Annotated in this window: 16 protein-coding genes; 6 read left to right on the top strand and 10 right to left on the bottom strand. The window is 67.4% G+C overall.

Features of this window, described 5'->3' with window-relative positions:
• Positions 1-61: 61 nt before the first annotated feature.
• Together AU198_RS21410 and AU198_RS21405 are read right to left on the bottom strand one after the other, a co-directional pair.
• Positions 62-715: a hypothetical protein gene (locus AU198_RS21410; RefSeq protein WP_353612096.1), complete on the bottom strand. Its 654-nt coding sequence runs from the start codon at positions 713-715 to the stop codon at positions 62-64.
• Between the two features lie 329 nt (positions 716-1,044).
• The gene (locus tag AU198_RS21405) at positions 1,045-2,586 is read right to left on the bottom strand and encodes a dolichyl-phosphate-mannose--protein mannosyltransferase (RefSeq protein WP_064350579.1); all 1,542 of its coding nucleotides are present in this window, start codon (positions 2,584-2,586) and stop codon (positions 1,045-1,047) included.
• Between the two features lie 23 nt (positions 2,587-2,609).
• Here AU198_RS21405 and rsmI point away from each other — a divergent pair, with 23 nt between their 5' ends.
• Together rsmI and AU198_RS21395 are read left to right on the top strand one after the other, a co-directional pair.
• Complete coding sequence (gene rsmI / locus AU198_RS21400; protein WP_064350578.1) at positions 2,610-3,446, top strand: 16S rRNA (cytidine(1402)-2'-O)-methyltransferase; 837 nt, start codon at positions 2,610-2,612, stop codon at positions 3,444-3,446.
• A 12-nt stretch (positions 3,447-3,458) separates the two neighbouring features.
• Entirely contained in the window at positions 3,459-4,196 is a 738-nt protein-coding gene (locus AU198_RS21395; RefSeq protein ID WP_064350577.1) for an alpha/beta fold hydrolase, read from the top strand.
• Here AU198_RS21395 and AU198_RS21390 read toward each other — a convergent pair.
• The 7 genes from AU198_RS21390 to metG all read right to left on the bottom strand — a co-directional run bounded on the left by AU198_RS21390 (position 4,138) and on the right by metG (position 12,716).
• Positions 4,138-5,397, bottom strand: a complete 1,260-nt coding sequence (locus AU198_RS21390; protein ID WP_064350576.1) for an aminodeoxychorismate synthase component I — start codon at positions 5,395-5,397, stop codon at positions 4,138-4,140. The two genes, AU198_RS21395 and AU198_RS21390, sit on opposite strands and share 59 nt — an antisense overlap.
• A 12-nt stretch (positions 5,398-5,409) precedes the next feature.
• Positions 5,410-6,312, bottom strand: a complete 903-nt coding sequence (locus tag AU198_RS21385; RefSeq protein ID WP_064350575.1) for an RNA polymerase sigma-70 factor — start codon at positions 6,310-6,312, stop codon at positions 5,410-5,412.
• A complete protein-coding gene (locus AU198_RS21380) occupies positions 6,309-7,478 on the bottom strand; it encodes an NAD(P)/FAD-dependent oxidoreductase (protein WP_064350713.1) in 1,170 nt (389 codons plus the stop codon). Before AU198_RS21380 ends, AU198_RS21385 begins: the two co-directional genes overlap by 4 nt.
• Before the next feature lie 127 nt (positions 7,479-7,605).
• Positions 7,606-8,511: an RNA polymerase sigma factor SigJ gene (sigJ, locus tag AU198_RS21375; RefSeq protein ID WP_064350574.1), complete on the bottom strand. Its 906-nt coding sequence runs from the start codon at positions 8,509-8,511 to the stop codon at positions 7,606-7,608.
• The gene (locus tag AU198_RS21370) at positions 8,508-9,713 is read right to left on the bottom strand and encodes an NAD(P)/FAD-dependent oxidoreductase (RefSeq protein WP_064350573.1); all 1,206 of its coding nucleotides are present in this window, start codon (positions 9,711-9,713) and stop codon (positions 8,508-8,510) included. The genes sigJ and AU198_RS21370 overlap by 4 nt, the downstream gene beginning before the upstream one ends.
• A 61-nt stretch (positions 9,714-9,774) precedes the next feature.
• Positions 9,775-11,124, bottom strand: a complete 1,350-nt coding sequence (gene gdhA, locus AU198_RS21365; RefSeq protein ID WP_064350572.1) for an NADP-specific glutamate dehydrogenase — start codon at positions 11,122-11,124, stop codon at positions 9,775-9,777.
• Positions 11,125-11,132: 8 nt separating this feature from the next.
• Positions 11,133-12,716: a methionine--tRNA ligase gene (gene metG / locus AU198_RS21360; protein ID WP_064350571.1), complete on the bottom strand. Its 1,584-nt coding sequence runs from the start codon at positions 12,714-12,716 to the stop codon at positions 11,133-11,135.
• Positions 12,717-12,740: 24 nt separating this feature from the next.
• Between metG and AU198_RS21355 the strand changes: the two genes are divergently transcribed.
• From AU198_RS21355 to rsmA, 3 genes are all read left to right on the top strand, one after another.
• Complete coding sequence (locus AU198_RS21355; RefSeq protein WP_064350712.1) at positions 12,741-13,589, top strand: TatD family hydrolase; 849 nt, start codon at positions 12,741-12,743, stop codon at positions 13,587-13,589.
• A gap of 90 nt (positions 13,590-13,679) precedes the next feature.
• A complete protein-coding gene (locus AU198_RS21350) occupies positions 13,680-14,807 on the top strand; it encodes a resuscitation-promoting factor (protein ID WP_064350570.1) in 1,128 nt (375 codons plus the stop codon).
• Positions 14,804-15,712 (top strand): 16S rRNA (adenine(1518)-N(6)/adenine(1519)-N(6))-dimethyltransferase RsmA, encoded by a 909-nt coding sequence (gene rsmA, locus AU198_RS21345; protein WP_064350569.1) that lies wholly within the window; start codon positions 14,804-14,806, stop codon positions 15,710-15,712. The genes AU198_RS21350 and rsmA overlap by 4 nt, the downstream gene beginning before the upstream one ends.
• On the opposite strand, the gene AU198_RS21340 is transcribed toward rsmA, so the two are convergent.
• Positions 15,699-16,496 (bottom strand): serine/threonine-protein kinase, encoded by a 798-nt coding sequence (locus AU198_RS21340; protein ID WP_064350568.1) that lies wholly within the window; start codon positions 16,494-16,496, stop codon positions 15,699-15,701. The genes rsmA and AU198_RS21340 overlap by 14 nt on opposite strands.
• Before the next feature lie 77 nt (positions 16,497-16,573).
• Between AU198_RS21340 and AU198_RS21335 the strand changes: the two genes are divergently transcribed.
• A complete protein-coding gene (locus AU198_RS21335) occupies positions 16,574-17,548 on the top strand; it encodes a 4-(cytidine 5'-diphospho)-2-C-methyl-D-erythritol kinase (RefSeq protein ID WP_064350567.1) in 975 nt (324 codons plus the stop codon).
• Positions 17,549-17,890 lie beyond the last annotated feature (342 nt).

Here is a 17,890-nt window from a genome sequence, read left to right as displayed (position 1 = left end):
CGGTCAACGCTGGGGCCGGGTACTTCGCGAGACGTACACCAGGGTCGCTGAATCGGCGCGATCACGACCCTGGTGTACGTTTCGCGAGCGGAAACCACCCGCGACGCTCGGCGGCCTCCCGCAGTCTGTGCAAAATGAGCCCGCGGCTGTGCTCCTTGACCACGTGAATGTCCAACCAACCGAGACACTCCACGAGCGCGTTGCGGTCGATGTCGTGAACGAATCGGCGCCGCTCCGTCTGATGCTGTTCACCGTCGTAATCCAAAGCGATCATCGGTTCGTCCCAACCCATGTCGAGGATCGCCTCAGCGACGCCGTCGCTGACGCCGATCTGAGTACGCGGCCGCGGATACCCTGCGTCGACGACAAGAAGTCGCAACCACGTCTCTTTGGGCGACTGAGCACCGCCGTCCATCAGGTCCAGTGCGATGCGGGCACGCTTCATCCCTCGCCAGCCGCGATACCGCTCGAGAAGCGGTGCTACGTCGTCAACGGTCAGGCCGGTCGCCGCTGCCAGTGCGTCGAGATGCCTGACCGCCACGTCGCGACTGAGGTGTCGAGCCAGGTCCAGCGCCGTGCGTGCTGGCGTCGTCACCGCAAGGTCGCCGATCGCACAGACCTCGTCCCAGTCGATCCGTTCATTTCGGATGACCACTCCACGCGTGGACGCTCCCGCGGGCCGATCATGTCGATCGGTGTGTCGGGGTTTACCCATTGGGCTCCGTGCAGTGAAGCCGCAGCACGCCCGGCCACGATGCCGCGACGATCTGTCCATAGCCAGGCAGCATGTGCGGCCAGTTCAACCGACGGTGACGCACCGCGGGGCACGTAGACGCGTGGCTTGACGCGCTTGTAACGCGAGCGCAACTGGCCTCGGGTCAGACCCCTGCCGAGGAGTTCGCCGCCGACGAATGCTTCTTCCATGCGACGGATGCTGGCCGGAAGCGCTGACAATTCTGTCCCCGATTCGCGAGGCGTACACCAAGGCTGTGGATAACTCGCTCACACGACCCTGGTGTACGTCTCGCGAAAGAACACCAGCGGCTAGCGCCAGCTGGGCAGCCAGATCTGCATGTTCCAGGTGTTCTGCGATATCGGGATGCCGGTCAGGATCGGGTACATCCACGCGAAGTTCGTCAACACCAGCGCGACATAACAACTCACCGCGATCAGCCCGAGCGTTCGGCGTTCGGAGTTCTGGTTCGGCTTGTGCAGGATGTCGCCGAGGATCATCGCGATCATCATCACCAGGAACGGCGCCATCGTCGCCGCGTAGAAGAAGTACATCTGGCGGTCGATGTCGGCGAACCACGGCAAAAAGCCCGCGCTGTAGCCCACCAACGCGACGGCATATCGCCAGTCGCGCTTGATGAATGCCCGCCACACAGCCCACCCCAGCACCGGCACCGCCAGAAACCACATCGCGGGCGTGCCGACCAGCATGACGGCCTTCACACACGACTGCGCCCCGCATCCGGGCACATCCTGGTTGTCGATCGCGTAGAGCACCGGGCGTAGCGACATCGGCCAGGTCCACGGCTTCGATTCCCACGGATGGTGGTTTCCGTCGGCGTTGGTCAATCCGGAATGGAACCGGTACGCGGCATACGTGTAATGCCACAACGAGCGCAACGCATCGGGAATCGGCAACACGCTGTCCGGGCCGATCGACTGCCCGACCTCGTGCCGGTTGATGGCCGTCTCCGAGGCGAACCACGGCGTGTACGACGCGAGGTACACACCGAACGGGATGAGCACCAGCGCGTACAGCGACGGGCCCAGGTCGCGGCGGAACGCGCCGAGCCACGGCCGCGGGACGCGGTACTGACGTCGCGCCAGGATGTCGAAGACCATCGTCATGACGCCGAAGAACGCGATGAAGTACACGCCCGACCACTTTGTGGCGCAGGCCAATCCGAGCAACACGCCCGCGCCGAAGCGCCACCACCGGACCCCGAGTCTCGGCCCCCACACCGTCTCGCCGATGCGGCCCTCCAACAAGGCGATATGCATGCGCTCGCGCACCTGGTCACGGTCGACGATCAGGCACCCGAACGCGGCCACGACGAACGTCATGAGGAATCCGTCGAGCAGCGCGGTCCGCGAAGCAACGAAGCTGACCCCGTCAGCGATCACCAACAGTCCGGCGATACCACCGACCAACGTCGAACGGCTGATGCGTCGGGTGATCCGCGCAACCAGGATCACGACGATCACCCCGCACACGGCGCCCGAGAACCGCCAACCCAGCCCGTTGTAGCCGAACAGCGCCTCACCGATCGCGATCAACTGCTTGCCCACCGGCGGGTGCACCACCAGGCCGTAGCCCGGGTTGTCCTCGACGCCGTGGTTGTGCAGCATCTGCCAGGCCTGCGGTGCGTAATGTTTCTCGTCGAAGACCGGTGTGCCGGCGTCGGTCGGCGATCCGAGATTGAGGAACCGCGTCACCGCGGCCAGCGCGGCGATGACGACGGTCATCACCCAGCCCTGCAGCCGGTCGACCGGGCCGAAGTCCGCCGCGGGCACCTGCGGCGCTGGGCTGATGACCGGGACCGCGCGCGGCGCTTTGGTGGCGGGGGCGGTCACGAGTGCGATCGTAGGCTGTCGGCATGAGCCCCGGACGACTGCTCATCGGCGCCACGCCGCTGGGCCAGCCCTCCGATGCCTCCGCGCGGCTGGTCAGCGCGCTGGGTAGCGCCGACGTCATCGCCGCCGAGGACACCCGCCGGGTCCGCACGCTGGCCCAGTCCCTCGAAGTGAGGCTGACCGCGAAGGTGGTCAGCCTCTACGACCAGAACGAGGCGTCGCGGATCGCGGGCCTGCTCGACGGGATCCGGACGGGCGCGACGGTGCTGCTGGTGAGCGACGCCGGTATGCCGTTGATCAGCGACCCCGGTTATCGCCTGGTGACGGCGTGTATCGATGCCGGGCTCCCAGTCGCCTGCCTGCCCGGGCCGTCGGCGGTGACGACGGCTCTGGCGGTCTCGGGGCTACCGGCCGAGCGGTTCTGCTTCGAGGGATTCGCGCCTCGCAAGCAGGCCGCGCGCAGGACGTGGCTCTCGACGTTGGCGACCGAGCAGCGGACCTGTGTGTTCTTCGAGTCGCCCCGCCGGCTGGCGGCCATGCTCGCCGACGCGGTCGACGTGCTCGGACCCGACCGCCGCGCGGTGGTATGCCGGGAGCTGACCAAGACGCACGAGGAGATCGTCCGCGGCCGGCTCGACGAGCTGGCCGACTGGGCCGCCGACGGGGTGCTCGGCGAGATCACCGTCGTGCTGGCAGGCGCCGTCCCGAAAGCCGACCTCGAAACACTGGTGGCCGCGGTCCAACGGTTGGTCGACGGCGGTGCGCGGGTCAAGGACGCGTGCGCCGAGGTGGTCGCGGCGAATCCGGGCTCGCCGTCTCGGCGTGAGCTCTACGATGCGGTTCTGCGTTCCCGGCAGTGAGGGGGTCCGGCCATGGCACTGCCCGCACTCGTGCTGGTTCACGGCGGCGGACTGGCCGCAGACTCGTGGGACCTGACAATCGACGAGATTCATCGCCGAGAGCCGGAGCTGACCGTGGTCGCGGTCGACCTGCCCGGTCGTCGTGGGAAACAGGGGGACTTGCACACGCTCACCATCGCCGACTTCGTCGATTCGGTGGTCCGTGACATCGAAGATGCTGGTTGCAGCGAAGTCGTCATTGCCGGCCATTCCATGGCCGGACTCACCGTTCCAGGCGTCGTCACCAAACTCGGATCGTCCCGCGTGCGCGAGATGATTTTCGTGGCGGCGTTCGTTCCACCCGAAGGGAAAGCCCTGGCGGACACCATCACCGGTTTGTTCGCACGTATCGCTCGACGTCGTGCGAAGCGCTCCATTATCGCGGTGACGCCCGCCTGGATGGTCAGGATCGGTTTCCTCAACGGAACCGCTGCCGCTCAACGCCGGTTCATGGCCGATCGGCTGTATCCGGAGTCACCCCACATCCTCGCCGAAAAAGTTTCGCGTCAGGGGATGACGGACGACATACCGCGAACCTGGATCATGACCCGACGAGATCGGGCGTTGTCGTGCGAGTTCCAACGCAAGGCCATCGAGGCGATCGGTGGCGTCCAGACCATCGTCGAGATGGAGACCTGTCATATGGCGATGGTCAGTGAGCCGGCACGGCTGGCGGAGATACTCGTCGAACGATGTCGCCAGTACCAATGATCGGTGCCGCCTTGTGCAGGCACTCTTCCCACTCGCGATCCGGATCCGAGTCGGCGGTGATACCGCCGCCGACGCCGAGGACCGCGTTGCCCGACGCGTCGAATTCCACCGTCCGGATCGCCACGTTGAGTTCGCACCCCGCCACTGGAGAAGCCAAACCAGCTGTGCCACAGTAGATTCCGCGCCTGGCCGGTTCCCAGTCTTCGAGCAGGTGGCGTGCCCGGGTCTTCGGTGTCCCCGTCACCGACGCCGGTGGGAACGTCGCATCGAGCACCGTCGACATCGGCACATCGACCGGCACCCGCGCGGATACCGTCGACACCAGATGCCACACCCCGGGTGCCGGTTGCACCACCAGTAATTCGGGCACCGTCACCGTGCCGACATCGGCGACCCGTCCCAGGTCATTGCGCACCAGGTCCACAATCATGATGTTCTCGGCGACATCTTTGACCGAGCGGCGCAGCGCTTCCGGATCGGCCGAACGCGGCAGCGTGCCCTTGATCGGGCTCGACGCGATGTGGTCACCGCGCCTGCGCAGGAACAGTTCCGGCGACAACGACGCCACCGCCCCCCAGCTTCCCGCGAGATACGCCGCACGCGCGGGCGACGTGCGTTGCACGGCGTCGGCGAAGAAATCCAGGGACGACCCCTCGAGCCGGCCGCGGAACTGCGTGCACACACACGCCTGGTAGACCTCCCCTGCGGCGATCGCCTCCAGGCAGTCCAGCATCCCCCGGCGGTGCGCATCGCGATCGGCCTCACCCCACTCGACGTCCGACGGCCGCGGGGCGGCCGGCACTCGCAGCGCGTCGGCGACCCAATCGGGAAGCGTTGCGTCGGATAGGCTTTCAAACCACCACCGCCCGTCGCCGTCCTGGCGCAACACGCAGTCCGACCAGCCGCCGGCAGCCTCGGGGATCCGCGGACCGAGACCGTCGGCCGCCGCATCCGGATACGACAGATAGCCGAACCAGCCGCCCCCCACCGCGTCCCCGGACCCCGATCCCACAGGCACGTCGAACACCCGCGAACACTCGACCGGCGCGACGTTCACAGAGGGCGCGATGACCGCACCCGAGCCGAACCACTCGCCGATCAGCGCGGCAGGCGGCGCCAGCCCACGATCGGCCGCGGCGTATCCGACGGCGCGCAGAACCGCTGGGGCGCTGCCGAGGTCGCCGAGCAGGTCGATGCGCACCGACTCAGCTTGTCAGATGCTGCGCGTGACTTCCCGCGGGATGTCCACCCCGGCCAACTTGTCCGGGTTGCGCATCACGTAGAAGTGCGAGATCCGGCCCTCGGTGATCTCGAGGCTGACGAGCCCCTCGAAGTGGTCGCCCAGGTAGAGCTTGAGTGCGGGCGCGTTGTTGTACATCGCCGTTTCCACCCGGCCGGCCTCGCCCGCGACCCGCACCAGCCCGATGAGGACCCTGGCGACCTTGTCGGCGCCGACCACCGGCCGCCGCGCCGCGCTGACCTTGCCTGCGGAGTCGGCTGTCCATTCGACGTCGTCGGTCAACATCTCCAGCAGTGCATCGACGTCGCCGGTGGACGCGGCCGCGAAGAACCGCTCGGTGATCTCCATCGACACCTTGGGATCGACCGGCTCGAACCGCTTTCGCCGCGACTGCACGTGTTCGCGGGCCCGGTGCGCCATTTGACGTACGGCGGCCGCCGACTTGCCGACCGCCTCGGCGATCTCGTCGTGACCGAAACCGAACACCTCACGCAGCACGAACACCGCGCGCTCGTCCGGGCTCAGGGTCTCCAGCACGACGAGCATCGCCATCGAAACCGACTCGGCCAGAACGACATCCGATGCCGGATCGTGTGCATCGAGCAACAACGGTTCAGGAAGCCACGGGCCGACGTACTCCTCGCGCCTTCGCGACTGTGCCCGCAGCGCGTTGAGTGACTGACGGGTGACGAGCTGGGCGAGGTAGGCCTTGGTGTCGCGCACCGCGGCAAGGTCGACCTCGGCCCAGCGCAGGTAGCTCTCCTGCAACACATCGTCGGCTTCGGTTGCGCTGCCGATGATCTCGTAGGCGATCGTGAACAGCAGCGGACGCAGCACCGTGAACCGTTCGGCGTGTTCGTCACCCGTGTCGCTCATCGGCTCGGAACCGCCTGTGTCGAGACAACCTGCTGCTCCCGGCGCGGGTTCGTCTTCCAGGTGTAGGAGCCCGGCTTGTCGGCCTCGCCGCGAATCCACTTCAGCGTCAAACGGCACACCTGCTCCTTGACCAGGGCACCCGTGCGGCCACCGATGTACCAACGACGCGGGGTGTCGTCGACGTCGGCGAACTGGAACGTGCCGGCGTTGCGGCCCAGGCTGATGCACTGCCCGGCCATCGCATGGTTCACCGCGGCCGGGTCATCGCCGGCGAGTCGCGCCAGCACCGTGTTCGCGGCCTGTGCGCCGAGCGGGAGCGCGGCCTGGCAACTCATGCGCCACGGCAGGTCCGACGGTGACGCCGCATCCCCAGCACCCACGATGCGCATGTCGTCGACGCTGGTCAGCGTCTCGTCGGTGAGGAGCCGTCCGAGCGTGTCGGTGGCCAGGCCACTGGCGGCGGCCAGACCGGGCACGCCGAAGCCGGCGGTCCACACCGTCACGGCGGCCGGCACCTCACGACCGTCGGCCAGCACCACCCGGTCGGCCCGGACTTCCCCGACCGCGCTGCCCTCGACGACGACGACCCCCAGCTTGACCAACCGCTTGGTCACCGATCGGCGGCCGCCGGCCGCCAGGGAGGGCCCGAGCACGTCGGTCACCAACGTGACGGGGCGGCCGGTCTCGGCGAGTTCGGTCGCGGTCTCGATACCGGTCAACCCGCCGCCGACCACGACCACCGGCGCTGGCTGCGGAACGTCGGCCATCCGGGCGGTCAGCCGTTGCGCCTGTTCCAATTCACTGAGCGGGTAAGCGAACTCGGCGGCACCGGGCACCGCCGCCGGGATATTGCCCGTACTGCCGACGGCGTACACCAGGTAGTCGTACGGCAACGACGCACCGGAGCCCAGCGTCACCGCGCGGGCCGCCGCGTCGATCCGCGAAGCCCCGTCGACCACGAGCCGGACAGCCCCCGACAGCACCGCCGAGTAGTCGGCGACGGCGTCGTCGTTGCCGGCGACCAGCTGGTGCAGGCGGATTCGCTCGACGAACTCGGCGCGCGGATTCACCAGTGTCACGCGGGCGTGCGGGGCCAGCCGGTTCGCGGCCATCACCCCCGCGTAGCCGCCACCGATCACAACGACGTTGTTGGTCATTTCGGTCATGTCGATCTCCTCGGTCATCCGGCCTGCCGTGGGCCGCCGGGGGTGGCGGTTGGGCTCAGAGCCGGTCTGACCTCGAGACACCGGACATGTCCGCAGTGTGACACCTCGGCGCGGAATGTGGCAGAGGTCACTGGCGGCTGATGCTGCGGGGAATCGTGATGCCGGCCAGCTTGTCCGGATTGCGCATCGCGTAAAGGTTCGTGATCTTGTCCTCGATCACCTCGAAGACGAACAGTCCCTCGAGGTGGTCGCCGGTGTAGACGACCACCGCGGGCGCACTGTTGTAGACCGCCGTCTCGAAACGGATCTCCGGTGTCTGTCTGGCCACCTGGAACAGCCGTGCCATGAGCGCGGCCACCCTGCGTGCACCGACGACGGGCCTGCGGATGGCGGTGGCTTTGCCGCCGTGGTCCGCGGTCCACGTGACGCCGGGGGACAGCAGCGACATCAGCCCCTCCATGTCGCCGGTGGCCGCCGCGGCCAGGAACTGTTCGGTGATCTGCTCGGTGCGCCGTTCGTCCACCGGACCGAACCGGTTGCGCCGCGCGTGGACGTGCTCACGGGCGCGGTGCGCCATCTGACGCACGGTCGACGCGGATCTGCCCACCGCGCCCGCGATCTCGTCGTAGTCGAAACCGAACACCTCGCGCAGCACGAACACGGCGCGCTCGTCGGGGGTCAGCGTCTCGAGCAGGACCAGCATCGCCATCGACACCGATTCGGCCAGCACGACATCGGAGGACGCATCCCGCGACTCGAGCAGCAGCGGTTCCGGTAGCCACGGACCGATGTAGTCCTCGCGCCGACGGGACCTGGCGCGCAGCGCGTTGAGCGCCTCGCGGGTCACCAACTGCGCCAGATACGACTTCGTATCGCGCACCGTGCTCAGCTCGACCTCGGCCCAGCGGAGATAGCTGTCCTGCAGTACATCGTCGGATTCGGTTGCGCTGCCCAGGATCTCGTAGGCGATCGTGAACAGCAGCGGCCGCAGGACGGTGAACCGCTCGGCATGCTCGCCCGGTGTGGTGGTCACGGCTTGCTGACCACCTTCGGCCCGGGAACCGGCTGCGCGGGACGCGGACCGCCCTTGAGCCAGAACGTCCAGGCGGGCTTGCGGGCCGAGCGCCGCATCGCCCACAGGGTGCCCCTACAGACCGCCTCTTTGAACTTGGCGACGGCGCGTCCGGCGAGATAGACGTTCACCGGGGTGTCGTCCCTGCGCGTGACTTGCAGCGTCGCGGTGCGGCGCCCCAGGCTGATGCAGGACCCGGTGTACGCATACTCGAACGCGGCGGGCGTGGTGCCCTCGATGCGGCTCAGCACGGTGTTCGCCGCCTGCGGAGCGAGTTGCGTTGCCGTGGCACAGCACATCCGCAGTGGTTGATCCGACGGGGCCGCACAGTCACCGGCCGCGACGATACGCTCGTCGTCCACGCTCGTCAGCGTCTCGTCGGTGATGAGGCGTCCTATCGCGTCGGTGCGCAATCCGCTCGCTGACGCCAGCTCCGGCACACCGAACCCGGCGGTCCAGACGGTCACCGCGCTCGGACGCACTGCACCGTCGGCGAAGACCACCGCGTCGGCGCGTACCTCGGTGACCACGTCGGCTTCCATGACCGTCACACCCAGTTTGGCCAGCGCCTTGGCGGTGGAGCGTCGGCCAGGTTCGGACAGCGACGGCCCGAGGCGCCCGCCACAGACCAGCGTCACGTTGCGGCCCTGCTCGGCGAGCTCCGAGGCGGTCTCGATGCCCGTCAGGCCTGCGCCCACGACGGTGACGGGAGCCGCGGGGTGCAGCGCTTCCAGGACGGTGCGCAGCCGCTGCGCCTGCTCGAATTCGGCTATCGGATAGGCGAATTCGGCCGCACCGGGGACGGTTTGCGGCACCGTGCCGGTACTGCCGACGGCGTAGATGACGTAGTCGTAGTCGAGTTCACGCCCGGACGCCAGGCGCACGGCGCGCGCGGCGGTGTCGATGCGCGTGGCGGTGTCGACGACGAGCCGGATTCCTTCGCCGAGCAGCGTGCTGTAGTCAACTCCGGCGTCGTAGCCGGCGGCGACCAGTTGGTGGAGCCGGATCCGCTCGATGAACTTCGGTCTGGGGTTGACCACCGTGACGTCGACGTCGTCGCGTAGCCGCAGGTGGTTGGCCGCCAGAATTCCGGAGTAACCGCCGCCGATGACGACGACTCGGGTAGTGGGGACCTTGTCTGTGAGTGCGGTGAAATCAGTCATGCCCTCTAGACACCGACGGGCGTCGGGGCGTGACAGTTTGTGACGCGCGTCACATCATGTGTCAGACCACGCCCAGCGCCAGCATGGCGTCGGCCACCCGGATGAAACCCGCGATGTTCGCGCCGGCCACGTAGTTGCCGGGTTGGCCGTACTCCTCGGCGGTGACCAGGCAGCGGTTGTGGATGCGCCGCATGATCTGCTCGAGCCGCATCTCGGTTTCGGCGAATGTCCACGAGTCCCGCGAGGCGTTCTGCTGCATCTCCAGCGCGCTGGTGGCGACGCCGCCGGCGTTGGCCGCCTTACCCGGTGCGAACGTCACACCCGCGTTGGCGAAATGCTTGACCGCGGTGGGGGAGCACGGCATGTTCGCACCTTCGGCTACGACGCGGCACCCGTTCTGGATCAGCGCGAGCGCTTCGTCGCCGTTGATCTCGTTCTGGGTGGCGCACGGCACCGCGATCTCACACGGAACGTCCCACACATTGCGATCGGCGACGAACTCCGCTGTGCCACCTCGAATCTCGACGTAGTCGGCGATGCGGGCCCGGCGAACCTCCTTGACCTCCTTGAGGACGTCGAGGTCGATGCCCTTCTCGTCGACGACATAGCCGCTCGAATCCGAACACGCGACCACCGTGCCGCCCAGTTCGTGGATCTTCTCGATCGCGTAGATCGCCACGTTGCCCGAACCCGACACCACCGCGCGCTTGCCCTCGAACGTGTCGTTGTTGGCCTTGAGGATCTCGTTGACGAAGAAGATCGTCCCGTAGCCCGTCGCCTCCGTGCGGACCTGGGAACCACCCCAGGTCAGTCCCTTGCCCGTGAGGGTGCCCGACTCGTAGCGGTTGGTGATCCTCTTGTACTGCCCGAAGAGGAAACCGATCTCACGTGTGCCCACACCGGCGTCTCCGGCGGGTACGTCGGTGTACTCGCCGAGATGGCGGTACAACTCGGTCATGAACGACTGACAGAACCGCATCACCTCTTCGTCGGAGCGGCCCTTGGGGTCGAAGTCGGCGCCGCCCTTGCCTCCGCCGATCGGCATGCCGGTCAGCGAGTTCTTGAAGATCTGCTCGAAGCCCAGGAATTTGACGATTCCGAGGTAGACCGACGGATGGAACCGCAGGCCGCCCTTGAACGGACCCAGCGCAGAGTTGAACTCCACGCGGAAGCCGCGGTTGATCTGCACGGTGCCGCGGTCGTCGACCCAGGGCACCCGGAAGATGATCTGACGTTCGGGTTCACACAGTCGCCGAATGACCTCGGAGTCGACGTATTCGGGGTGCTTCTCCACCACCGGTCCGAGGCTGTTGAGGACCTCGTACACGGATTGGTGGAATTCGGTCTCGCCTGCGTTGCGCTTGGCGACCTCTTCGTAGAGGTCGTGGAGTTTGTCGTGTAGTCCGTTCACTTTTCGAATCACTCAGCCTGGTAGCGGGGGAACACACCGGTCGGTGCCGGTAGGGCGGTGCCTGGCTTCAGCCGGATGCTGACAGCGGCGAAGGTTCGTTCGTCGGGGTTCTGTCCGAGCAAGTCGAGCAGCTTAGCCGACGAGTCGGGCATCACGGGCTGCGTCAGCAGCGCGGCGATCCGCACGACCTCGAGCGTCGTGTACAGCACCGTGCCGAAACGACGCTGATCCTGCGCCGACTCCGACTTGCGCAGCACCCACGGTTCCTGGGCGGAGAAGTACCTGTTCGCCGCGCCCAGGACGGACCAGATCGCCTCGAGCGCCAGGTGCATCGCGACGGCGTCGTAGTGGCCACGCACCCGGTCGATCAGCGCGTCGGCCGATTCGAGCAGCGCCGCGTCGTCATCGGTGAAATCTCCTGGCTCAGGGACGATTCCGTCGAGGTTCTTGGCCACCATCGACAGCGACCGCTGCGCCAGGTTGCCCAGCTCGTTGGTCAGGTCGGCGTTGATGCGGCCGATGATCGCGTCCTCGCTGTAGCTGCCGTCCTGACCGAACGGCACCTCGCGCAGGAAGAAATAGCGCACCTGGTCGAGCCCGAACTCCTCGACGAGGTTGACCGGGTCGATGATGTTGCCCACCGACTTGCTCATCTTCTCGCCGCGATTGAGCACGAAGCCGTGCGCGAAAACCTTGCGCGGCAACTCGATTCCCGCCGACATCAGGAACGCCGGCCAGTAGACGGTGTGGAACCGGATGATGTCCTTGCCGATCATGTGCAGATCGGCGGGCCAGTACCGCTTGAAGGCCTCCGACGACGTGTCCGGGAAACCGACGCCGGTCAGGTAATTGGTCAGCGCGTCCACCCACACGTACATGACGTGGTCGAGATGGTCGGGCACCGGCACGCCCCAGTCGAACGTGGTGCGCGAGATCGACAAGTCTCGCAGCCCGCCCGAGACGAAGCTGACGACCTCGTTGCGCCGCACATCGGGCTCGATGAACTCCGGATGCACCCGATAGTGCTCCAGCAAGCGGTCCGTGTAAGCCGACAGCCGGAAGAAGTAGGTCTGCTCCTCGGTCCATGTCACGGGCGCGCCGGTCTCGGCCGCGACCCGCACGCCGTCGGCGCCGACGGTCGTCTCGGCGTCGGTGAAGAACCGCTCGTCGCGAACCGAGTACCAGCCCTTGTAGGAGTCGAGGTAGATGTCACCGGCGTCGTTCATCCGGCGCCAGATCTCCTTTGAGGCCTCGAAATGGTCGGCATCCGAGGTGCGGATGAACCGGTCGAAGGAGATGTTCAGCTTCTCCTGCAGGCGCTCGAACACATCGGAGTTCTGCCGCGCCAGGTCGGCGGTGGGGATGCCCAGCGTTTTCGCCGCCTCGGCCATCTTCAGGCCGTGCACGTCGGTGCCGGTCAGGTACCGCACGTCGAATCCGTCCAGCCGCTTGAACCGGGCGATGGCGTCGGTGGCGATGTACTCGTAGGCATGGCCGACGTGCGGATCGCCGTTCGGATAGGCGATCGCGGTGGTGATGTAGAAGGGCGCGCCTGGGCTCGGCGCTTGCGCCCCGCGGACAGCAGTAGTCATTTCAACTCAGCTTATGGTGTGGCGGTGAACGCGAAGCGCTCAGGCAGACGGGAGCGGCCGCCCGCCCCGGCGCCGCTGAGCCCGCTGATCGACGCGCACACCCATCTCGATGCATGTGGTGCCTCGGACGCGGCCGGCGTCACCGCGATCGTCGACCGCGCGGCGGCGGTCGGCGTCGGGGCCGTTGTCACCATCGCCGACGACCTCGACTCCGCACGCTGGGTCACCGAGGCCGCCGAGGCGGACGAGCGGGTCTATGCCGCGGTCGCCCTGCACCCGACGCGGACCGACGCCCTGACCGATCAAGCCAAGACCGTCATCGAGCAACTGGCCGACCATCCCCGCGTCGTCGCGATCGGCGAGACCGGCCTCGACCTGTACTGGCCCGGCAGGTTGGAGGGCTGCGCGCAACCGGCCACCCAACGGGACGCGTTCGCGTGGCACATCGACCTCGCCAAGCGGACCGGCAAGCCGCTGATGATCCACAACCGAGAGGCCGACGATCAGGTCCTCGACGTCCTGGCCGCCGAAGGCGCCCCCGAGACGGTGATCTTCCACTGCTTCTCGTCGGGGCCTCAGATGGCGCGTCGGTGTATCGACGCGGGCTGGCTACTGAGTCTGTCGGGCACCGTCAGCTTCAAGAACGCCAAAGCCCTGCAAGAAGCCGCGCGACTGATCCCGCCCGGGCAAATGCTCGTCGAGACCGACGCGCCGTTCCTGACGCCCCATCCGTACCGCGGCGCACCCAACGAGCCGTACTGCCTTCCCTACACTGTGCGGGCGTTGGCGGAGATCGTCGGTAAGCCGGCTGAGGTCATCGCGCGCGAAACCACCACCACAGCCGAACGCGCCTACGGCCTCGCGAGTTGCTGACTCGAGGGCTCTCCGTTACCGTGCTGTGACCGAAAGCGAAGCACCGCAAGGACGCGGCGCTCCGTCCGATAGTCGGGGATATACGACGTTTTGAACACTTTCACAAAGCTCCACGAGGCGCGTTCACCGCTACTTCGTCTGCTGGTCGGTGCGATGTTGCTCGCACTCACCTTCGCCGGCGGCTACGCGGTAGCTGCACACAAGACCGTCACGCTGACCGTGGACGGTTCGTCGACGACGGTGGCGACCATGAAGTCGCGCGTGATCGACGTGGTCCAGGAGAACGGGTTCGACGTCGGCGAACGAGACGACCTCTTTCCGGCCGCCGATCAACCGGTGAACCAGGCCGACACCATCGTGCTGCGCCGCAGCCGCCCGCTTCAGCTCTCGCTGGACGGCGAGGACAGCAAGCAGGTGTGGACCACCGCGTCGACGGTCGACGAGGCCCTCGCCCAACTGGAGATGACCGACAAGGCGCCCGCCGCAGCCTCGCGCGCCAGCCGGGTTCCGCTGGCGGGCATGTCACTGCCGGTGGTCAGCCCCAAGATCGTGCACATCGATGACGGCGGAGCGATGCGCAGCGTGACGCTGGCCGCCCCGAACATCGCGGCCCTGCTCGCTGAGGCGGGCGCACCGCTCGAGCAGCGTGACGCCGTCGTTCCCGCCGCGTCGGCTCCCGTCACCGACGGCATGCACGTCCAGGTGACGCGCAACCGGATCGACAAGATCGCCGAGCGCGTGCCGCTGCCGCCCGCCCTCAAGCGCATCGAGGACCCGACGCTGAACCAGAGCCGGCAGGTCGTCGAGGACCCGGGAATGCCGGGCACGCAGGACGTGATCTTTGCGGTGGCGAAGCTCAACGGTGTGGAGACCGGCAGGTTGCCAGTAGCCAATGTCGTTGTAACGCCCGCCCGCGAAGGTGTCGTGCGGGTGGGCACCAAGCCCGGCACCGAGGTGCCGGCGGTGTCCAACGGGGCGACCTGGGATGCCCTTGCGCGGTGCGAAGCCGGAGGTAACTGGGCGATCAACACCGGCAACGGATACTACGGCGGCGTTCAATTCGACCAGAACACATGGGAGCGCAACGGCGGTCTGCGCTATGCTGCGAGAGCCGACTTGGCAACAAGAGAAGAACAAATCGCGATTGCTGAAGTCACTCGGGCGCGACAAGGGTGGGGCGCGTGGCCGACTTGTAGCGGGAGGATTGGTGCGCGCTGACCATTCGACTACTCGGGCGGACCGAGATAAGACAACTGGCGAAGGCGATCGACTTTCGACCGCGCAAATCGTTCGGCCAGAACTTCGTCCATGACGCCAACACCGTACGGCGAATCGTTTCGGCGTCCGGTGTCCACAAGCATGACCACGTTCTCGAGGTCGGGCCCGGACTGGGCTCGCTGACGCTGGCACTGCTCGACCGCGGCGCGCGGGTGACCGCCGTCGAGATCGACCCCGTGCTGGCCCGGCAACTGCCAATCACCATCGCCGAGCATTCACACAGCGAGATCAACCGGCTCACCGTGCTCAACCGCGACATCCTCGGGTTGCGACGCGAGGAACTCGGCGAGGAGCCCACGGCCCTGGTCGCCAACCTGCCCTACAACATCGCGGTCCCGGCCCTGCTGCATCTGATGGCCGAGTTCCCCTCGATCCGCACCGTGATGGTGATGGTTCAGGCCGAGGTGGCCGAGCGGCTCGCGGCCGAGCCGGGCGGCAAGGATTACGGCGTGCCCAGCGCGAAGGTGCGCTTCTTCGGCAAGGTCCGGCGCCACGGCATGGTGTCGCCGACGGTGTTCTGGCCGATCCCCCGGGTGTACTCGGGGCTGGTCGGCATCGAGCGCTACGAGACGTCGCCGTGGCCGACCGACGAGAGCTTCCGTGAACAGGTCTTCGAGCTGATCGACATCGCGTTCGCGCAACGGCGCAAGACGGCGCGCAACGCGTTCGCCGAATGGGCGGGTTCGGGTAACGAGTCGGCGCGCAGGCTGCTCGCCGCCAGCATCGATCCGTCACGCCGCGGCGAGACCCTGTCGATCGCCGACTTCGTCCGGCTGCTGCAGCGGTCAGGACAAGTGGACAAGCCGGCGGTTCAGGACACCGAGGGTTCGATCAGCGTCCGTTGACGGCGCGCACGACCAGCGCGACGAACTCGCGGCAGGACTGGTAACGGTCCGCAGGCGCCTTCGCCAGGGCTTTGGCCACGATCGAGTCGAAAGCGCGTGGCAGCCAGTCGACCTCGCGTGAGAACCGTGGTGGCGGGCGATGCAGGTGCGCCTCGACCAACCCGACGCGGGAGTCCTCCCGAAACGGCGGTGACCCGGTGATCAGTTCGACCGCCGTGCAGGCCAGGGCGTATTCGTCGGTCGCCTCTGTCGGTGCTCGACCCGCGATCAGCTCCGGCGCCGAGTAGGGCAGCGAGGCCTCGACGTGCGTCGGACGGCGGCCGATGTCGTCGGTGATCTCGACCGCCACCCCGAAGTCGATCAGCACCGCCTGCGAGCGGTCGGGTTCGACCAGGATGTTGGCGGGCTTGACGTCGCAGTGCACGATCGCGCGGTTGTGGATGTAGTCCAGCGCGTCGGCGATCTGGCCGAGCGCTGCAAGGCGCTCGGGCACCGTCGGCAGGCACTGCACTGCGCCGCCCGCGACGAACTGCATCGTCAGCCACCCCGGGCCCCGCTCGTACACGGTGACGATGTGAGGGTGGTCGAGGCGGTCGGCGAACTCGAACTCCCGCCGCAGCCGGGCCACGTGCGCTCGATCACGAGCGTGTTCGTCGAGGATCTTCAAAGCGACCACCCGCCGCGGATTGTCGGCGGCATGCACCCGGTAGACCGTTGCCGATCCGCCGTGGCCGAGGACCTCGTCGACAACGTAGTCGTCGAACCGGTCGCCGGTGGACAGCACGAGCTCAGACTAGTGCGGCGACGGCGCGCGCCTTCTGACACGCTGCCCGCCACTTGTCCTTTCGATAGTGTCGTGCCGTGCCGGGCTGGAACGGGAACACCGCGTCTGAATGGGTGCCGACGGGGTCGGTCACCGTGCGGGTGCCCGGCAAGGTCAACCTGTACCTGGAGGTGGGTGACCGCCGCGACGACGGCTACCACGAGCTGACGACCGTGTTCCACGCCGTCTCGCTGCTCGACGAGATCACCGTCAGCAATGCCGACATGCTGTCGCTGGAGCTCTCCGGTGAAGGGGCCGAATCGCTACCGGCCGACGAGCGCAACCTCGCATGGCAGGCGGCCGAGTTGATGGCCGAACACGTGGGGCGGGCACCGGATGTGGCGATCTCGATCGACAAATCCATACCGGTCGCCGGCGGCATGGCCGGCGGCAGCGCCGACGCAGCCGCGGTGCTGGTCGCGATGAACACGCTGTGGGAATTGGGCGTGCCGCGGCGCGATCTGCATGCGCTGGCGGCCCGGCTGGGCAGCGACGTGCCGTTCGCACTGCACGGGGGAACCGCGTTGGGCACCGGGCGCGGTGAGGAGCTGGCGACGGTGCTGGCCCGTACGACGTTTCACTGGGTGCTGGCCTTTGCCGACGGCGGATTGTCGACGCCCGCGGTCTTCGCCGAGATCGACCGGCTGCGCGACTCGGCGGGGCCCGACCGCGAGCCACCGCCGCGGCTCGAGGACGCCGAACCGGTGCTGGCCGCGCTGGCGTCCGGCGATCCAACCCGACTCGCCCCGCTGCTCGGCAACGACCTGCAGCCCGCGGCGCTGAGCCTTGACCCGGGGTTGCGCCGCACGCTGCGCGCGGGCACCGAGGCCGGGGCGTTGGCAGGCATCGTGTCGGGGTCGGGGCCGACATGCGCGTTTCTGTGCGCCTCGGCCGGCCAAGCGGTCGACGTCGGCGCACAGCTGGCCGGCGCGGGGGTGTGCCGAACCGTGCGAGTGGCCAGCGGCCCGGTCCACGGCGCGCGGGTGGTGCCGACGCCGTCGACGTCGGCGTGACACCACCCCGCTCGTCCGCGAGCGCGCAATCCGGTACGGAAAATGCGGGGATTTCCGTACCCAGAGCGCTCGGCTGCGGTTTGGTCACAGGTGGATGTGACCCAGACCTCAATACCCGCGAGAGTTTGGCGGCTACTTAAGAGTTGCATAAGATGGCCGATGGTGAAGATCAGCTGTCATGCATCGGACACGACTTACTTTCCCGCCGGACACCTCGGTGGGCGCCTCGTCGGATATTGCGACCGCTTCGGTGCATCACCATTTCGAGACGTAACCGCTCCCGATTCGTGCGCGCGCCTTCGCGACCGCATCTGCGATCAGGCGGAGCATGTGACGAGGTTG

Origin of the sequence: Mycobacterium sp. GA-1199, assembly GCF_001500045.1 — a bacterium.
In the GTDB taxonomy this organism is placed as follows: Bacteria; Actinomycetota; Actinomycetes; order Mycobacteriales; family Mycobacteriaceae; genus Mycobacterium.
The sequence above is the reverse complement of the archived record's forward strand: the minus strand, read 5'-3'. Positions and strand labels throughout refer to the sequence as shown.

Excerpts from the sequence above, each read along its gene's own strand:
- AU198_RS21410 (WP_353612096.1), bottom strand. The coding sequence starts at position 715 with ATGGGTAAACCCCGACACACCGATCGACATGATCGGCCCGCGGGAGCG.
- rsmI (WP_064350578.1), top strand. The coding sequence starts at position 2,610 with ATGAGCCCCGGACGACTGCTCATCGGCGCCACGCCGCTGGGCCAGCCC.
- AU198_RS21395 (WP_064350577.1), top strand. The coding sequence starts at position 3,459 with ATGGCACTGCCCGCACTCGTGCTGGTTCACGGCGGCGGACTGGCCGCA.
- AU198_RS21385 (WP_064350575.1), bottom strand. The coding sequence starts at position 6,312 with ATGAGCGACACGGGTGACGAACACGCCGAACGGTTCACGGTGCTGCGT.
- AU198_RS21380 (WP_064350713.1), bottom strand. The coding sequence starts at position 7,478 with ATGACCGAAATGACCAACAACGTCGTTGTGATCGGTGGCGGCTACGCG.
- AU198_RS21370 (WP_064350573.1), bottom strand. The coding sequence starts at position 9,713 with ATGACTGATTTCACCGCACTCACAGACAAGGTCCCCACTACCCGAGTC.
- metG (WP_064350571.1), bottom strand. The coding sequence starts at position 12,716 with ATGACTACTGCTGTCCGCGGGGCGCAAGCGCCGAGCCCAGGCGCGCCC.